This is a genomic window from Proteus mirabilis ATCC 29906, from assembly GCF_000160755.1.
GTDB lineage: Bacteria > Pseudomonadota > Gammaproteobacteria > Enterobacterales > Enterobacteriaceae > Proteus > Proteus mirabilis.
Map to the genome: position 1 here is coordinate 49,065 of NZ_GG668581.1, position 17,078 is coordinate 66,142.

Sequence of the window (17,078 nt, forward strand, 5' to 3'; positions counted from 1 at the left end):
CTTCGTTAGTTAAAAAACCGCGCCTTATTGGTCGCGTGCCAATCGCGAGCAACTTTCTCGAATGTATTAAATTCCTTTTGTTGCTCTTCTTTCACTTCTTTGCGTTTTTCACTTGGATCTACACCACTAGCAACAAGCTTTCTTGCTTCATCTCGTTTTTCTCGAGCATTCGCTAGCGAGATATCAGGGTACACGCCAAATGCTAGCATCTTTTCTTTACCGCCGAAGCGATAACGGAAGCGCCAATATTTAGAACCATTGGGATGAACCAGAAGAAATAGTCCGTTACCATCTGTCAGCTTATACGCTTTATCTTCAGATTTTGCAGAACGAACCTTAGTATCGGAAAGTGCCATTTTAACTATCCTCGCAGCCGAATTGCGGGTACAAAACTTTATCGAATCGGCATATACCCGCAAATGTACCCACATCATTAACTTGATGTCGGTTGAGTTGAGTATACGTTGGTAGAGTTAAAATGCGAGAGGAACCTTGCAAACACTGGATTTCAGATACAAAAAAAGACGTCCGTTGACGTCTCTTGATGTTCTTATGGTGCGAAGGCCGGACTCGCACATAATACTTAACCTCATGATCTAAATTAAAATTTAAAAGTATAAATTTATTTATACCAACACATGTACCAACAGATGAAATTCTTACCTTCCTTGCTGAGTGGTACACTCATAGCTAACTCTAAAAATAATTAAGAGTCTTGAAAGTAACCTAGAATATTTTTAAATATGATTAAAGCACCATACCATAATGATCCTCTAATCTATGCCCACTACTAGTAACCAGCAAAAAACCTCAAACTATGGGTTTACATGTTTATTATTCATCAAGTAAACATATCTATCAGTGAAGCGATATAAGCAATATCCACCTATCCCTAAAAATATGCAATACCCCATTAAAAGTAGCATTGATACAGAAACGAGTATATTCCAGGAGTTCCCTGATATTAGCCCATACGTAAATATAGAACCTAAAAGAGTACTAGTGCCGTTGGGAACAAGCATGAAAGAAAGACAACTTGTAATCAAACAGGTAAAAGCTAACTGGTACAGCCTCAATTCATCATTATTTTTACTTTCTTGCTTTAAATACAAATTTAGCTTTACGCTATTATTTTCTAATACAGCCTCACTTTTTAGAATGTCTATAGATATATATCCCTCTTTATTAAGTTTCCCTTCATTTACATCTGGAAAAATCTTCAAAAACCGTGGTGAAGCAAACTTAATAAATTCAAACAAAACATAAGAAACAACAGGCATTAATATTGAAACATAAAAAAGAAATAATGCCATATAAACCAGAACCACACCTATAGCTAACTTATTTGTGATATCAGCATATGTCAGTTGCAATATTGAGATATTAATTGTATTCAACAAAGCAATATCCGTTAAAATTAAAAAGCTAGTAAATAAAAGAAAATATTTCGTATCTGTTGATTTTTCAATAAATGTAGAAGTCGCGGTTAGAAATTTTTCCATATCATGTCACCGAAGATAGTGAGTTTATTTTTGCCATTAGCGAATTGTGCTAGTTAAATTACAGTCTCGTTAAACAATTTACTAGCACTTTGCATGTTAATTATAACCTTTATTTCGCCACCGACATCTTCGCCAACTCTGGATTATTGGCCTCAAAGATCGATAGCGGTAATTCAACCTTACGCCCGTTCTGATCTTCCACCGCTTTAACAACTTCAAATTCAGCGACATCCTCACACGGAATTTCCAGTCCTGCAAAGGCGGCACGAGTGGCGCTAGAATCGCCAAAAGGTTCCACTTCCAATACCGTATCCCCTAATACTTTTCCTTGTCCATCTTTCATTCGCAGCGTTAGTTCAAGTGCTCCAAACTCCGCATGGTCTAGAACCATATGGCTACCGCCATTATCGAGAGTGAATGAGTAACCACAGTAACCTTGGTTAATAAAATTTGAGCTCGTATGTGTGATGCTCGCATAACGCTGTTGTTCTTCAGCCAAACTAAATGCACTAACTGCCAATAGTCCTATCGTAAATAGGCTTTTTATCTTATTCATTACGTTACCTTTTGTTATCTTTTCTCATCCTCGCTACCACAAGTGATGGTAGCGAGCATCTAGATTTATTGTTGGTTGGTTTGCAATCCGCCTTTAGTGCGGTCTTTTTCTTTCCAACGTGGACGTTTTTTACCTGATAATTCTTTTTGCTGGTTCCAATAACCTATCGGATAGCGTTTGACGATAGTACCGTTGACACCAATATCAACTGACGAATATTGCCCGTTATTAATGTATCCTTTTTGGACATAAGCATTAGGGCTACAAGTGCCCGTATCGCGTTGTTGCCAGTTTCCGTCAGTTCTTGCCACAATATAAAAATCACCAAATGCACAGCCTGACGCGGATTTATGATTCAGTACCGCAACATAATGTTTGGTTGAGGCCACAATCCTACAGCTACTGTTTTGGCCCCCACACACTTGCCATAAGGTTTTACCGCCATCGCCTTTATATTCCCAGATGGTATTTTTAGGGGGCTGGCTGGCGGCAGAGGCTGGTGATGCCATCAACCACAGTGAGGCTAATGCAGCCACAACTACATATTTTTTCATTATAAATTCCTATCAACATAAATAGAAACGTCAGATTGACGCTTGATGAACACCGTCTAATGGGTGCTTGGTTTTCCCTGATATGGCGTATTCGATGGTTATCTGGTGAATGGTGAATAAGGTATCCACAACAAAAATTGCTGATCATGTTTAATGTTATGGCTAGCGGTTTAATCGCACTGAAATCCAGTGACGAATTCGCCGATGAAGATAAAAGGCAATACCACTGGCAATAAGCAAATCAACTAGCAATATCGTGGTGGCGATACCTTCAGTAAAACCGTATAGCCAACCGGATGACATGATGATCAGTAGGCTAGAGAGGGCTAATCCGATAATGATGGTAGTTATAATGGCAACTAATTTGGGGTTGAAATGGATTTTATAATCAATCCCCTTAAAGGCGCTCAAAACCCACAAGCCTAATTGCGCCAAGAGTTGTGGGGTAATCAAAGCCAAGAGATATAAAACAAAGTACATCAATGTGATCCCATACGGGTTCATGATGAGGGCGATAAGCTGGAAATGTGTTAACAATACGCCAGTGATCCAAAGGCATAACAAGATACTGATAACGATAGCGATCCGTTCTAAACCCAGTTGTAAGTGTGAAACAGTGTTCATATTTTTAAGCTTCCTTATGTGATGATGAATTCACGGTGTGGGGGTGATTTTGAATAGGCATGATCCATTCGTAACCGCAATCGCGGCACATCCAGCCCGAGCCCCATGCAATGATGTCTTGCTCAGAAGAACAGTGAGGGCAATGTGTGGGGGGCGATGCTGGTGGGGTTAATAACGTCATGGTCGGCTCCTTTCTTTGTGGGATGGAAGAGAGGTAAGTACTTGTGATATCAATCTAAAATGCGGTAAGGCCGCGATAAAACTGTTTTGTTGTGACAGTTGCATCACTGCGTGTTTCGGTGTGAAGGGGGTATTTAGCGGTTGAACTTGCTGGATATCCTCTAACAATAAGACATGCACTTGCTGGTAGTATTCCGCCAGTAAATACCACTGACCTTCACGGTAAATCAGTTGATAAGGTTGTAGCGGATTAAAACGACGCTCAGGCGTGAGTAAGCTAATAGATTGCTTACTGGTAATGGCATACACCAATTGATAGAAATGGTCGGCATGCAAAGCCGAAATCTTATGGGCGTGATGCCAAATCAAACAAGGTGCATGGGGCTGCTGGGTTAACAGTAACCCGAGTAAGCGGCTGTCTAGCCCCGGAAACAAACGAGTCATTCCAATCTGTTTTACAAAGGTAAGAACATCTTTGTCTCGATAAGCTTTTAGCGTATTGATAGGCAAACGATAACAACCTTGCCGACCTTCTACACCCAGATAAGCCAATCGTTCACGTAAATCCCGTTGTAACGTGCGTTCAGAAACATTGAACTCTTGGGCTAAACATGAGAGCACAAGGCTTTCTCCTGCCATTAAGCGGGCAATCAGCGCAGAGAGTCGGACAGCCATGCGGTCATATTTTCGGTTGGTCTGAAACATAACGTATTGCTCTCAATAACAGGCGTTAGGAAATTAAGAAGTGAGGGAGTTTAACTTAGAGGATTGACAGGTTATGTCTGTTGAGAAAAATTCTCATTAGGTATTTTAATGAAAAATCACTATAAGTAATTCATTGATAAATAAGGTTATGCTTTTTATTTGAACGATATGAAAGTAAGGCGTAACGACACAACCTGTCAGGGCGGGAGAATTAGTTGGGCTGGCGGGGAGCGAGTTGGTTAAATAAGGTATCCGCCATCACCCACAGGGCTTTATTGAGTTTGATATCGCCATCAATCCCATTCACTGAACGAGTGCGAGCGCGTTTACCTTTTGCAGTGCGGCATGATAATCCTCCTTTAATCAGGTTTTCTTGTAGACGTTGGTACACCGTCCAAAGGTCTTCTTTTTTATCTTCAAAGCGTCGAGGCTGTAGAACTTGCTCTCGCGTGACGGGCTGGAACTCTTCACCAAAGCGGTAGGTCAAAGCCGCTTCAGCAAAGGCTTGCTGGGCTGGTGGAGGTAACAATAACGACTGCATACTTTCGCGTTTTGCAGCCACTTGCTCAAACGTATCGAGTACCTCATACGCCCCTTCAATTACTTTCCCTACCACATCCCCTTTGTGAGGTACCCTCACTTCCCCTAATACATCACCACATACCAAACCATTGGAACACACGGCTCTAAAGAGTCCCGGCAACATCTGATAGCTGCTTGAACCATCATGGCTATTGAGCAAAATAATTTCAGGGACTTGTACGCCTGTAATTTGGTCATGGCGACGTAACCGCAACATGTGCTTGGTGTGTTCTCGACGGCTCGCATCGCGTACACGAGTTTGGCAAGCAAAGAATGGATAAAAGCCTTCTTTTTGCAGGCTGTCTAACAAGCTGATGGTAGGAATATAAGTATAGCGTTCACTGCGTGAATCGTGTTTTTCTTCAGAAAATACGCTCGGTACAGTACGGAATAATTCTTCAATGGTCAGTGGACGGTCACGGCGAATACTGTTGGCAGAGCCAAAACGCGAAGCTAATAAACTCATGATAGATTCCTGATTAATCAATTAAGTGGAAAATGGCAGTGGATTCGGGATGTTGTGAAGCGTAGTCACGCAACTGATAAAAGCGGTCGCACATGACTTCGCTTTCTGTTTGGAATGACCAGATGCTGTACAAGATCAGACACACAGCAATGCCTGCCGCCTCTTGGCTCACGGTGGCTTCATTGCCGTTATGCATGTTGAATAAGATTAAGGTGTCTGCGTTGATATCGGGGAAGATAAAGGCACCGCCATTACTTAACATCCCGTACTCCCAGTAACCACCATGATACTCGTCGCAGAATTGACCCATCGTGGTGAAGATCACTACTTCAAAGGTGTCCCAACCTTTTACTGCACCAAAATGGTTGAACCAAAAATCAAGGCGTTGTTCATCAGGGACTAATTCCATTGTGATAGTAGATTCAATTGTGTTGCTCATAAGTTGATACTCCAATAAAAAGAAATAAAAAAGCGCCAATCCCGTTAAGGACTGGCGCTAGATGTCATCAATGTTGCGTTAATTTAATAAGCTAAAAGAACAGGCTCCACAGGGATTTAGCGACGGAGACGATGCTGTTTTTGACAGTGCTAAACGTATGTTTTATCAATGGGGGTAATGGAATGATATCGATTATGGTATCAACAATATCACTGATACATTGCCCAAAATCGTTACGTGCCGAAGTTTCTACAGATTGCGTCCGGTAAGTGTTGTTCAGTTGCCTAGCAACACCGCTACTAGCCTCTGCTGGTAATACCTGTATTAATTGCTCTGCTAATTCAGTGAGTTGATAGTTTTCGATTGCAGATACAACCATTACAGGATGATGCGGTTTAAATGCTGTTATCACGGTTTGTTGCTTGGAGACTAAGTTAGCCGATTGCTCAGGGGATGGCTGGTGGCTCAGTTCATTCCACTGGCGACAGGGCTCTATTTTGTCGGCCTGATTCAATACAAACAGAAATCGTTCAGATTGGTAGCCACATTGCTCAGTGAGAAAGCGATAACATTGTTCATCAGAAGACCATGCCCTATCATCGGCTTTGAGTACCCAGATGATTAAATCTAGTTCTGGCAATAAGTTACGATAGAGCTGGTGGTACTCTTTATCTCGCTCAAGGCTTTCACCTACGCCGGGTAAATCCACAAAGGTAAGCGTGTGATTGTTCATCGTCATACTGAAGCGTTGGGCTTGGCGGGTACAACCTGAAACATCACTCACGGGCGATAGTGAGGATTGGAACAGCGCATTGATCAGACTGGATTTTCCGGCTCCAGTTTTACCCATCAGGCCGATGGTGGGGGAGTAGTTTATTAGGTAGTTGAGTTGGTTGAAAAACAGATTTTTAAATGAAGCAGGAAAGGCAGAAATAACCCTTCCTAATTCAGGATATTCGTTCATATTGCTTCCTTGAAAATAAATTCATCATCATTCAAGGTAATAATATATATTTGAAATTGTTTTAATTTTTCTTTTCAACTAACGATATGAGTTCTTTAAGTGGATCTCGTGGCAAAACAATTTCTTCAATCATAGCCTCGATAATTTCGTTAATATTTTTATTATGATTTTTAGCTATTTCTTTTAATTTCAACATAGATGATTTTGAAATATACGTATTGAGTACAGCCTTATCTTTAACTCCATCACGATACTTTTTTTGGCTCCATGCCTTCCTTGTTTGAAATAAAAAAAGCTTTACACGTTCTACGGTTGAAATAACAGCCCAATAATCAAAACAGGAAACAATTATTTTCCATTTCTGATTTTTAATAAGAACATTAACATCATCATCAGCAGCAATATTTTCGCGCATCATCCTCTCTCCTATCCATTTTAACGCTTCAGTTTTTTTTGACAAAAATGAAAAAGGATCTGGATATTCTTTGGTAATAGATGAAGCTTTATCTCTCATTTGAAAAACTATCGCATTAAAATCTTTAGGGGTCATAAATAAAACCACAAAATCCAAAAAACAAACAATATAATGAAAAGGTATATTTTTACCCATCATTGGCATCAAATTTAAAGGTGAATAATTATACACTCCAGCCATAATTGATTTATGACCCATTTCTATAAGGTATTTATTATACGACTTCATGAGAAAATTTAAGATAACAAATGATATTCTTTCATTCCTTAAAAAAGATAGTTGTTCTATTGGAATAGTTTTTCTCTCCACCTTTCTTAAATAATGATCAACATTATTTAAGACATTCCCGACATGCTGATTCAACTCACGAATTAACGTATTAACATTCTTACCTCTTGCCTCGATAATCATTTTATAAAAATCTTCAGGTAATAGTGTTTTTTCTGAAAGCATACAGAATAGGACAGCATAATATTGTCTACACTCCAAATAATTATCATTTACATCTACACTTATCATACACTCTCTCCACCTAGTATTTTTTGCAGACCTTTACGCTGTATTTTACGTAGTATTTAAGATGTTATTATGCTACATAACAATCAGTATTTATGTGTTGAAAATCACTATAACCACACAAATTATTATTAGAATGAAGACTAATCTTTAGATAAGCTAATATCAGAGTTGAACTACTTGAAAAAGTATCAGTTCACCTTTGTTCAAAAGCGCTCTGTCACGGTCATCGGTGATGAGATAGAGAAGAGCCTTGCCGTGTTGGTATAGTATTATCTTAATAAAGAAAACCTATCCCATAACTACACCTAGAATATTAATCATTACCCTGTCACTGACTCACTAATTCATATGCTCATCATTTTTCTAAAGTGATCAATTCTTATTTTTAACAACATCCATTCTAGATATGAAAATAAAACCAACCAAAGGTATCAATCATGTCTAGAAACACCTACAACGAGCATTACATTCAAAAGATAAACCACACCATCCGTAAATCACTCTTAACCTATAATCGAGTTACTGCTATTCGAGTGGACTTGCGATTTCCTTCATCGGATATAATTCACTTAAGTGATTCCAATGCCATCACCCGATTTTTTGAATCGTTAAAAGCAAAAATAAATGCTGACCTAAAACGTAAAAATAAAATATGGAAGCGTAACCATTCATGCCCTTTGTTTTATGTATGGGTCAGAGAGTTTGGTGAGATAAAAAACAAAAAACACTACCATGTACTTTTGCTATTAAATAAAGATGTTTATTGGAACCTAGGTGATTTTATTAAAACCAAAGGGACGCTCTATGCATTAGTACAACAAGCATGGTGTAGTGCTATTGGTGTAAACCATCCTGATAAGCGTTATTTAGTTCATATCCCGGACAACGCCGTTACTTGGCTAGATAATAATGAAACCCACAATGAAAGTGCGATATTCAAATTAAACCAGCGTTGTCGTTACTTAGCCAAAGAGCATACAAAATATTATGGTGATGGCGAGCGTTCTTTTGGGTGCAGCCGTTAATCTACCAATAAAAAACATGAGGGGGATATCTTTTGGAAGAGAGATATCCCTAAATATTCATCGATATCCCTTCTGCCTTTTAACTTTAAAGACAGGAGTTCAATAATGAGCACTCAAGCGATTCCCTTATTAGATGACCAATTCGTTGATATGAAATTTATTACCCGTTTAACGGGGTTAACGGATAAGTGGTTTTATAAGCTGATCCAAGATGGTGAGTTTCCTAAGCCTATCAAACTAGGCCGTAGCTCACGTTGGCTGAAGAGCGAAGTGGAGTCATGGCTAAGCGCACGTATTGAACAGTCTAGAGGATAGGCCTCGCCCCAATATGTTAAGCCACTAAGCTCACTTAGCACAGCCTACCTAATTTGTCATCTTACTACGTTACATTGCACCTAACACCATTAAACACTCTTTAGAAAAACGTTACTAAAATACGCTGATGAATGTTCACACAAACGAGGATAGAAAACTCTAATTTGGTATGTCTCAATTAATGGGGAGTGGACATTTCGTTAGATAAGCTCGGATTAGAGCGAATTTATGCACAAGCGAAACGCTGGCAAGGCACAGTCGGTCGCCCTGATTTACAAGCGTTCTATGGCGCTCTTGCGGGACAGAAAGCCAAGCGAGGTATTTTTAGGGCTCACGCAATTGATTTTGCTAAGTCTGTTGAAGGGCTGATACTTATTGATGGTAACCGCTTAGTCAATTTAATGATGGATAACGAGGTAGGCGTAAACTCACAAGCCATTAAGTTACCGAAGCTGGATATAGATTATTTTGACTAATCATCTATCTTTATCATCATAACTCCACGTTATTAATTCTACTTGACTATAGATTTTTATGATGTGGATATCTTACCGCCATTTATTAGGTATTTGAAAATTTCATAAACAACAACGAACAGATATTTCGAAATGAATTGGGCTAAAGAATTTTGTAAAGTCGGAGATAAGTTAAAATCTAAATACAGATACAGATAACAATAAATATATAATGTTAGAATTCATATTCTAATATCTATGTATATAAAACATACTAAAAGAACTAATGACACTATTTCGAAATAGTTGATATCTAGACGATATCATATTTGGAGAAGATTATTACTCAGAGTAATACATCTATTAAGGTCCCAAAAGCAACCCACAAAGGTAGACTGAAAAAAAATTATACAACCGACAGCTCCTATCTCTTGATAAGATAATACAGGGTAAAACACCAAGACTTCGTTCGATAACATCGATTGATAGGTAATATTCTAGATAAATATAATTATAAACACCTTTATTACTCTAGATTAAAGATAAAAATCAATTTTGAAATCACCATTTATTTATGGTGATTTCAAAAATATTATTTTTTTATTTTTCTAAGTTCTTTATTCGCATTAATTAATGTAGTTGTCGTTTCTTTTCTTTCAAATAATTTTCGGTCATTAAATAACTCTTCTGGTTCTTTAGCGTAATGACTAACTAATGTTTCTTTTATAAAATTTAAAATTCTTATAAATTCAACATGAAGAAAATCATCATTTTTTAACAAAATTTTCTCTATTTGCTCACTGGCCTTATTCATTTTTTTATCAATTGGAATTTTATTGAATCCGAGTTTATCAAGATCCTTGACATCACAATTTCTAAGTTTAAAAAGCATCATAATATGCCATCTAGCTCGTCTAAATTTTCTCCCTTCTTCATGATTCTGAACAAAACGTTCAACTTTATACCAACATAATCCACTTACATAGTATACATTTAGAAATGATAAGTGCTTTTCATTTTCAAATAACAGACCACTTGTACTTTTTTCAACTTTCCCATATTGACCTGATACTTCATGTGGTAAGTTAAAAAATAATGCTGAAACACATTTTATTTGAATTGGTATATTTATTATCTTTGTTTTAGGAATATCATCTCCCCTATATTGCTCTGTTCTTCTTTCGTAATATATAGAAAAACGATTTGACTCCTGTTTAATAGAATAATATCTCTCTATAGCTTTTTGAAAATTTGATAAAGCCATTAACTGAGCTTGTGTTAATGAAGTTTGGCTGTTTGTTCCTTTGATTATAGAGTTTTTAGTCTCCTCATCTTCTGTAGCTATAAACCGGACAGGTATAAAGATATTTTTTCTATCGCCTAAGTTATCAATCAGCTCAAATATAACATTACTTGTCTGGCATCCATTAACAATTTGATAATTAACAAGAGTTAATTCTTCTGAGTTTAATTTAGCCTCATCGCAAATAACTGTAATTCCATTATTCAATAAACCAAAAAGATGATAGTTGCAACCTTCAAGTTGCTCTTTCATTCCTAAGTTTACATTATTTTTATCATTAGCACCTAGATAATACCTTATATTATCATCAAATATACCTTTTTTAATTACTCTTTTATTCCCTCCTATATCGTCAGATATCATTTCTATTAATTGTTCTATTTTAATTAGTCCAAAGTATGCATTCTGTATTTTATTTTCAGGATGTTTAGGATAAGATACTGGTGTTTTTGAAATATTAATCACTATTTCTCTTTGTGAACTTGATTTTTTTTCAAGCTCCATAATCTGTTTTATACCAAAAAAATCAATAGATATTTCTTCATTAAATAAGTTTAGATTTTTAATGTTGGACTTGGATAAATCCAAATCTGCTTTTAAATGAATATCCTCTTCAAATTTAGGCTCTGATGGTGCTAAAGAAGCATATATTAAGTTTAATTTTGGAGTGCTTTTAAATTTATTTCCTTGCTTATATATATGCTTTGCTATCTCCCAAAATTCTGATAACTCGGGAATTAAACAGCTATCCCTATCAAAACTAAAAAACTTAATTACTGCATTAAAAAAATCATTCATATCTTGTCGTATAAATGACTCTGTAGTTTTAGCCTGAGTAAAATAAAAATTAACATCAAAACGCTTTAGATCGGAAATTATCAAATCAACGTCTTCTATACTAGTAACAAGTTTATCTGCTACAAAAATAGCAACACCATCAATACCAATAGCAGTTCCCGTTTCCATATCTTGATAAGATGCTGTTGTATCATTTGTATATATTTCAAGAACTAAAGAATTTAAAAACATTTCAAAAACTAAGTGTTGATCAAAAGAGTACGGCTCCTCGATCTCATTTTCTCTTATAAATTCATATACATAGGAACTAATAATAGGATGATTTATTTTTGTTATATTAGACATAAAGTAACCTTTCATTAAATAATTTAACTCTGTATTATATAGCTAAATAAGTATATCCACACTTATTTTTACAGATGCTATCTAGAATAATATTAACCATCTTATTTAGAAAAATCACCATCAAATAAGATATAATATCTCGAAAAATTTATATCATCAGAATAATAAACTAGAATGGTCATGATAGGGTGTTTAATCAAATATTGTCACTCGGATTTTGAATTAAATTAATTATTTTAAACACGGATTTATAATTACCTTATCAATGATATAATCTACAATTTTTATGCCTACTGAAAAAATAACAGGTAAGACGACAGATGAAAAATCACAATAGGCCACTTGAGAAATTAATATCGCCTATTCTTCGTATCTAAAAATAATCACCTCCCTAAATTCATCCATATAGTCTACATCGCACTACATCATTCATCTGCCCACCTATCTATCGTGCACTTTTTTAAACTAAACTCCATTCAACCAACAGTTAGTCATTTGATAATTTATACTTAATGACATAGAAATACTGCAATAACGAAGATTACCTTTTTAACAATTGACTAGTTAAAAAATATATACTAAGAATCATAATAGTATTTTTCGATTAGTAGTATCCTGATTCATACAAATACTTCACTACATCATACTAAACATTGGTATCTCAAATTTACCTTGATATGCTTGAATTTTTTATCTAATCCGATAACAATTACCATAAATTTCGCGAATAGGTTTTATCTCACGATTACCTAGAGGCATAAACATTCATAAAAGGAGCCATGATGGCTGTTAGTATTGCTGAATATTTGGGACAAAGAACCGATGTTAAGGAATCTATCATACCCATAGCTAAAGATACTGAAGCACAGTGCCCTTTTATGGATCGTACGTGCGATAAAGTTAGTAAGAAAAACCATCCTGTATGTAGTGTTCGTAAACCTGATAATACAATTTGGATAGTCTGCGAACATAGGCTTTGCTCTACTCGTCAAAAAAAAGATATAAGTATAGAAGGACGAATACAAAAAGTAGACAACATTTTAGTTGAACATCAAATAGATATTTTACGCAAAGTTGCAAAACTAATATACCAAGATCCAAAACTGCGTGATTCTGAAATTGGTGTAAAAAGAGAAGTTAATATTCCTCTACCTGATTCAGGAAATAGCTATCACGCAGACTATGTAATGAGAAATTTCTCAGGGAGAGGGAAGGTAGATGAAGTACTCTTAGAAATGCAAGGTGGGGGGGAAACGAGTAGTACCGGGGCCATAACTCGACATATTACAGCTTGGTCCGCTTTAGAAACTCCAACAAATGAATTTCTAAGGCAGCGTGTTGCTGCAAACCCTATAGAAACTAATGCATGGAGACGTCAACAAGAACAGTTTCTTGTAAAAGGAAATGTTGTTGATCAAACTGGAGGAAAAATCGTTTTTGCTGTAGGTACTCTATTATACGACTATCTACATAAACGATTCAAAAATGCTAACTTAAGAGACCTTAAAGCTCATAACTGGACACTATGTATATTAGCTTTTAAAGAGGATACAGACCAAGCCCCTAAACCTGGTCCTATCCCATTAACCATTGATAAAACTAAAACTTTATTTACTAATTACTCAACATTTGTTCGTTTTTTAACAGATCAAGGAGCCCCTCGCCCTGAGCTATTTGAGGGAGAGTTTTTGTGTTTGGATAATAACACAATCACAGTTGACCCCAATTTAGAACTTACTGATCTACAAGAATAATCCTTTTTCCAATCCATTCTACGATAGGGACCGCTACCGCGTTCCCTATTGCTCTGAATCTATTAGAGTCCAATTCCTTGGAAAACCTTGAAGAGTCTCGTATTCTGAAGGGAGCATGCGGCGTACATACAGCGTCAGAGCTTCCTCTTGAGTCAAGGGTGTACGTTTCTCCATCATTTCTAAATCCTTTAGCTTGTGGCCCGGCTGTTGCTTTCCTTCCGATACTTGCATGCTGGATAGAATAGCAATCTGCTTTTGATACGCTTGTAACAATGGCTCGGGCAGGATTTGTCCTCTCTCCTTGGCCCTGTTTATCAACGATTCTAGTTGTTCCTTGCTCAAAAAGGACTCTAGAGGAGCGCATGTCTCCAAGACTTCCGATAATATACACTCGTCTTCTTCGCTGTGGTGTTCCAAAGTATTTTGCGTCCAATACTCTCCACGAAATGCCATACCCGAGTTCGACCAATGTATCGATGACAATTCTGAAGTCTTGTCCATTGTGGCTATTAAGGAGTCCGGGAACATTTTCAATAATAAGCCACTCAGGTTTTCTTTCTTCGATGAGTTTTGCATAAGTATAAAATAAGCCACTTCGGGCTCCCTCCAATCCTTTTCTTTTTCCTTGATTTGCAGAAGAGACATCCTGACAAGGAAATCCGCCACACCATACATTACTATCAGGAATATCATTCGCTTTTAAATTAGTAATATCGGTATACAATGGAATATCAGGCCAATTTTTATTCAGTACTGATTGACAGAATTTATTGATTTCACATTGAAAAACAACATTCATTCCAGATCTTTCAAGTCCTAAATCGAATCCACCTATTCCCGCAAAAAAAGAGGAAACTTTATATTCCTTTAGTGGTTTCATATTCATATTAGTTTGTTCATTTTAAATTATTTAAAAGATCCTAGCGTAAAATGAAGCGTATGGCCACACTTTTCTTTTTTAGTGGTCAACAAATTTACAATTGATACATGGCAGTCATCAAAGCACTGTATTTAAACACAGTACAAATATTGATTGCAAGTGCTTCAACTAGGTAGACTAGCTAACGTTTTAGTTTCACTTTAGTCAGAAACTTAGTAACAATATAAAGTCATCGACCAAACCCAAACGCCCCCACATGTCCTTCCCTATTCGCATCCAAATAATCCGCCCACCACTGCACCATCAGCCGCCGCTCCTCAATATGTTCAGCTCTATGAATATAAGCAGCTCTTACTGAGTTACGTTCTTGGTGGCTCATTTGTCGTTCTACCGCATCCTTCGACCACAGTCCTGACTCAATCAACGAACTACATGCCATCGTTCTGAAACCATGCCCACACACTTCCGTCTTAGTGTCATAACCCATTACACGTAATGCATTGTTTACCGTGTTTTCACTCATTGGTTTTCTTGGATTATGATCGCCGATAAATATCAACTCATGGTTACCGCTGAATTGATGGATTTGTTTTAATATTTCAATAGCTTGTCGGCTTAAAGGGACTAAATGAGGCGTACGCATTTTTGATCCGCGATGTGAGTGTTTCACCCCTTCTATCGCTTCACGTTCAGCGGGGATTGTCCACATGGCATTTTCAAAATCGATTTCATCCCAACGAGCAAAGCGCAGCTCACTGGATCGAATGAAGACTAACAAGGTAAGTTTGACTGCAAGTTTAGTTAAAGGTCTTCCCTTATAATCATCGATGCGTTGTAAGAACTCAGGTAGACGTTTCAGTTCCAAAGCTGCCCGATGGACTCGTTTGCCTGTGGCAACTGCGCCAGCCATATCCTGCGCTGGATTATAGTCGATTAAACCACTTTGTACGGCATAACGCATAATGGCTGTCACACGCTGTTGTAAGCGTGCCGCCACCTCAAGACGTCCAGATATCTCTACGGCTTTAATCGGTTCGAGTAGATCGCGAGTTTTTAGTTCAGCAATATTGCGTTTACCAATAGCAGCAAAGATATTGTCCTCAAGGCTTTTTAGGACTCGGTTACTATGACCCTCTGACCATTTCTTATTGGTCGCGTGCCAATCACGAGCAACCTTTTCGAAGGTATTAAATTCTTTTTGTTGCTCTTCTTTAACTTCCTTACGCTTTTCACTGGAATCAAAGCCATTAGCAATTAACTTTCTGGCTGTATCTCTTTTCTCTCTGGCTTCTGCGAGTGAAATGTCAGGATAGATACCCAGAGCTAACATTTTTTGCTTACCGCCAAAGCGATACTGTAAACGCCAATATTTTGAGCCGTTGGTATGTACCATCAAGTGCATACCATCACCGTCTGTTAATTTATACGATTTATCCAGAGGCTTAGCAGCCCTGACTTTAGCATCAGTAAGAGCCATGATTTATCTCCTTGCGTTGGTACAAACTATTATCGAATCGAGAGATACCAACACATATACCAACAGCAGGTACTTGATGTGGGTTGACCTTAGTATACTTGGGAAGACTAAAAAGTGAGGAAAAGCCTTGTAAAACAGGGATTTCAGATACAAAAAAAGACGTCCGTTGACGTCCATTGATGTTCTTATGGTGCCGAAGGCCGGACTCGAACCGGCACACCCGAAGGCGGTTGATTTTGAATCAACTGCGTCTACCAATTCCGCCACTCCGGCACTGAAGTGTGTTTGGAAAACAGGCTCATTATACTTGCGTGAGGAACCCTCGCAACAATTATTGTTGGTTTTCAGTTTGATTGGCGAAAAAAAGTGCATTTATCTTATCGTTCTTCTATGAATGGGGCAAACTTGTAACATTCATCTATCGATAAGCAACATTGAATTTAACAAGTCTCAATCCCTAAGTCTCTTAGCACACTGACTTCATTTATTTGTGCATAATGGATTATCTTCTGTTGTCATCGTTATAACTGAGTAGTAGATAAAATCGATATATTGAATTATATATAACGAGATATAAAAAAAGGATCAAAACTGGGTTAGTGTTTTGATCCGACGGTACTGCAATTTAAGGGCTTAATTTTATTTTTATGACTATCGTTATTTTTTTAATGTCACTGCCCTTTTCTTCCCTGGTGTAAGGAAGAATTTTTATTTTAAATAGAGTGTTATATTTAATATATATTGTTATTTAAAATAGATAGCCTCTAACTATTTCTTTACTATATAGTTAATAAATAGCTTTATTTGCCTATCTATTGATTTACTTACTGTTATTTAAACTATTTTTATTTTTTAAGATAATAATACTTGGTTAAATAAAAGTCTTATCTTTAAATAAAAAGCCCTCTATTAAAATAGATTTATTTATACTGATGATTAATTCATTATTATTTTATTACGGCGACGTTTTACTCTCTTTTTATTTATACGCTTTCCTTTCATCTTGTTATGTTTTATTTCTCTTTAACCATTTTCCCTTGTTAATTTTGTTAATACGTCTTTACTCGCATTTAGTGTTTAGCTGTCGATTTGATGAGATTATATTAAGTTTTATTTGTATGTTTCACAACAATTAAAGTATTACAAAGTATAACACGCAG

At 36.9% G+C, this 17,078-nt stretch carries 15 protein-coding genes, 1 tRNA gene and 2 pseudogenes; 4 read left to right on the top strand and 14 right to left on the bottom strand.

Going from position 1 to position 17,078, the window contains the following annotated elements; genetic code table 11:
- Positions 1–23: 23 nt before the first annotated feature.
- From HMPREF0693_RS14025 to HMPREF0693_RS14070, 10 genes and pseudogenes are all read right to left on the bottom strand, one after another.
- A pseudogene (locus HMPREF0693_RS14025) lies at positions 24–356 on the bottom strand (Arm DNA-binding domain-containing protein); the annotation flags it as partial.
- Positions 357–815: 459 nt separating this feature from the next.
- On the bottom strand, positions 816–1,502 hold the full coding sequence (locus HMPREF0693_RS14030; protein ID WP_004246157.1) for a hypothetical protein: 687 nt from the start codon (positions 1,500–1,502) through the stop codon (positions 816–818).
- Positions 1,503–1,611: 109 nt separating this feature from the next.
- Positions 1,612–2,058: an IrmA family protein gene (locus HMPREF0693_RS14035; RefSeq protein ID WP_004246158.1), complete on the bottom strand. Its 447-nt coding sequence runs from the start codon at positions 2,056–2,058 to the stop codon at positions 1,612–1,614.
- 65 nt (positions 2,059–2,123) lie between these two features.
- Complete coding sequence (locus tag HMPREF0693_RS14040) at positions 2,124–2,612, bottom strand: hypothetical protein (protein WP_004246159.1); 489 nt, start codon at positions 2,610–2,612, stop codon at positions 2,124–2,126.
- A gap of 162 nt (positions 2,613–2,774) precedes the next feature.
- On the bottom strand, positions 2,775–3,236 hold the full coding sequence (locus tag HMPREF0693_RS14045; protein WP_004246161.1) for a hypothetical protein: 462 nt from the start codon (positions 3,234–3,236) through the stop codon (positions 2,775–2,777).
- Between the two features lie 177 nt (positions 3,237–3,413).
- On the bottom strand, positions 3,414–4,121 hold the full coding sequence (locus HMPREF0693_RS14050; RefSeq protein WP_004246162.1) for a helix-turn-helix transcriptional regulator: 708 nt from the start codon (positions 4,119–4,121) through the stop codon (positions 3,414–3,416).
- A 211-nt stretch (positions 4,122–4,332) separates the two neighbouring features.
- Positions 4,333–5,169: a DUF932 domain-containing protein gene (locus HMPREF0693_RS14055; RefSeq protein ID WP_036932475.1), complete on the bottom strand. Its 837-nt coding sequence runs from the start codon at positions 5,167–5,169 to the stop codon at positions 4,333–4,335.
- 13 nt (positions 5,170–5,182) lie between these two features.
- Positions 5,183–5,608, bottom strand: coding sequence for an antirestriction protein (locus HMPREF0693_RS14060; RefSeq protein WP_004246164.1), 426 nt, complete (start codon positions 5,606–5,608; stop codon positions 5,183–5,185).
- Between the two features lie 91 nt (positions 5,609–5,699).
- The gene (locus HMPREF0693_RS14065) at positions 5,700–6,572 is read right to left on the bottom strand and encodes a GTPase family protein (RefSeq protein ID WP_004246165.1); all 873 of its coding nucleotides are present in this window, start codon (positions 6,570–6,572) and stop codon (positions 5,700–5,702) included.
- 61 nt (positions 6,573–6,633) lie between these two features.
- Positions 6,634–7,566, bottom strand: a complete 933-nt coding sequence (locus HMPREF0693_RS14070; protein ID WP_004246166.1) for a hypothetical protein — start codon at positions 7,564–7,566, stop codon at positions 6,634–6,636.
- Positions 7,567–8,003: 437 nt separating this feature from the next.
- Here HMPREF0693_RS14070 and HMPREF0693_RS14075 point away from each other — a divergent pair, with 437 nt between their 5' ends.
- The 3 genes and pseudogenes from HMPREF0693_RS14075 to HMPREF0693_RS14085 form a co-directional block, all read left to right on the top strand.
- Positions 8,004–8,591, top strand: coding sequence for an inovirus Gp2 family protein (locus HMPREF0693_RS14075; RefSeq protein ID WP_004246168.1), 588 nt, complete (start codon positions 8,004–8,006; stop codon positions 8,589–8,591).
- Positions 8,592–8,696: 105 nt separating this feature from the next.
- Positions 8,697–8,906: a helix-turn-helix transcriptional regulator gene (locus HMPREF0693_RS14080; RefSeq protein ID WP_004246169.1), complete on the top strand. Its 210-nt coding sequence runs from the start codon at positions 8,697–8,699 to the stop codon at positions 8,904–8,906.
- 185 nt (positions 8,907–9,091) lie between these two features.
- Positions 9,092–9,382: pseudogene (locus tag HMPREF0693_RS14085) on the top strand (restriction endonuclease); the annotation flags it as partial.
- 571 nt (positions 9,383–9,953) lie between these two features.
- On the opposite strand, the gene HMPREF0693_RS14090 reads toward HMPREF0693_RS14085, so the two are convergent.
- Positions 9,954–11,807 carry an AIPR family protein gene (locus HMPREF0693_RS14090; protein ID WP_237612782.1) on the bottom strand — a complete coding sequence of 618 codons (1,854 nt, stop codon included), beginning with the start codon at positions 11,805–11,807 and terminating at the stop codon, positions 9,954–9,956.
- A gap of 782 nt (positions 11,808–12,589) precedes the next feature.
- On the opposite strand from HMPREF0693_RS14090, the gene HMPREF0693_RS14095 reads away from it, so the two are divergent.
- Positions 12,590–13,561, top strand: a complete 972-nt coding sequence (locus tag HMPREF0693_RS14095; RefSeq protein WP_004246175.1) for a NotI family restriction endonuclease — start codon at positions 12,590–12,592, stop codon at positions 13,559–13,561.
- On the opposite strand, the gene HMPREF0693_RS14100 is transcribed toward HMPREF0693_RS14095, so the two are convergent.
- The 3 genes from HMPREF0693_RS14100 to HMPREF0693_RS14110 all read right to left on the bottom strand — a co-directional run bounded on the left by HMPREF0693_RS14100 (position 13,542) and on the right by HMPREF0693_RS14110 (position 16,191).
- Positions 13,542–14,447: a DNA cytosine methyltransferase gene (locus HMPREF0693_RS14100; protein WP_004246176.1), complete on the bottom strand. Its 906-nt coding sequence runs from the start codon at positions 14,445–14,447 to the stop codon at positions 13,542–13,544. The two genes, HMPREF0693_RS14095 and HMPREF0693_RS14100, sit on opposite strands and share 20 nt — an antisense overlap.
- Before the next feature lie 223 nt (positions 14,448–14,670).
- Positions 14,671–15,918: a tyrosine-type recombinase/integrase gene (locus HMPREF0693_RS14105; protein ID WP_004246178.1), complete on the bottom strand. Its 1,248-nt coding sequence runs from the start codon at positions 15,916–15,918 to the stop codon at positions 14,671–14,673.
- 188 nt (positions 15,919–16,106) lie between these two features.
- Positions 16,107–16,191, bottom strand: a tRNA-Leu gene (locus tag HMPREF0693_RS14110).
- Positions 16,192–17,078: the final 887 nt, after the last annotated feature.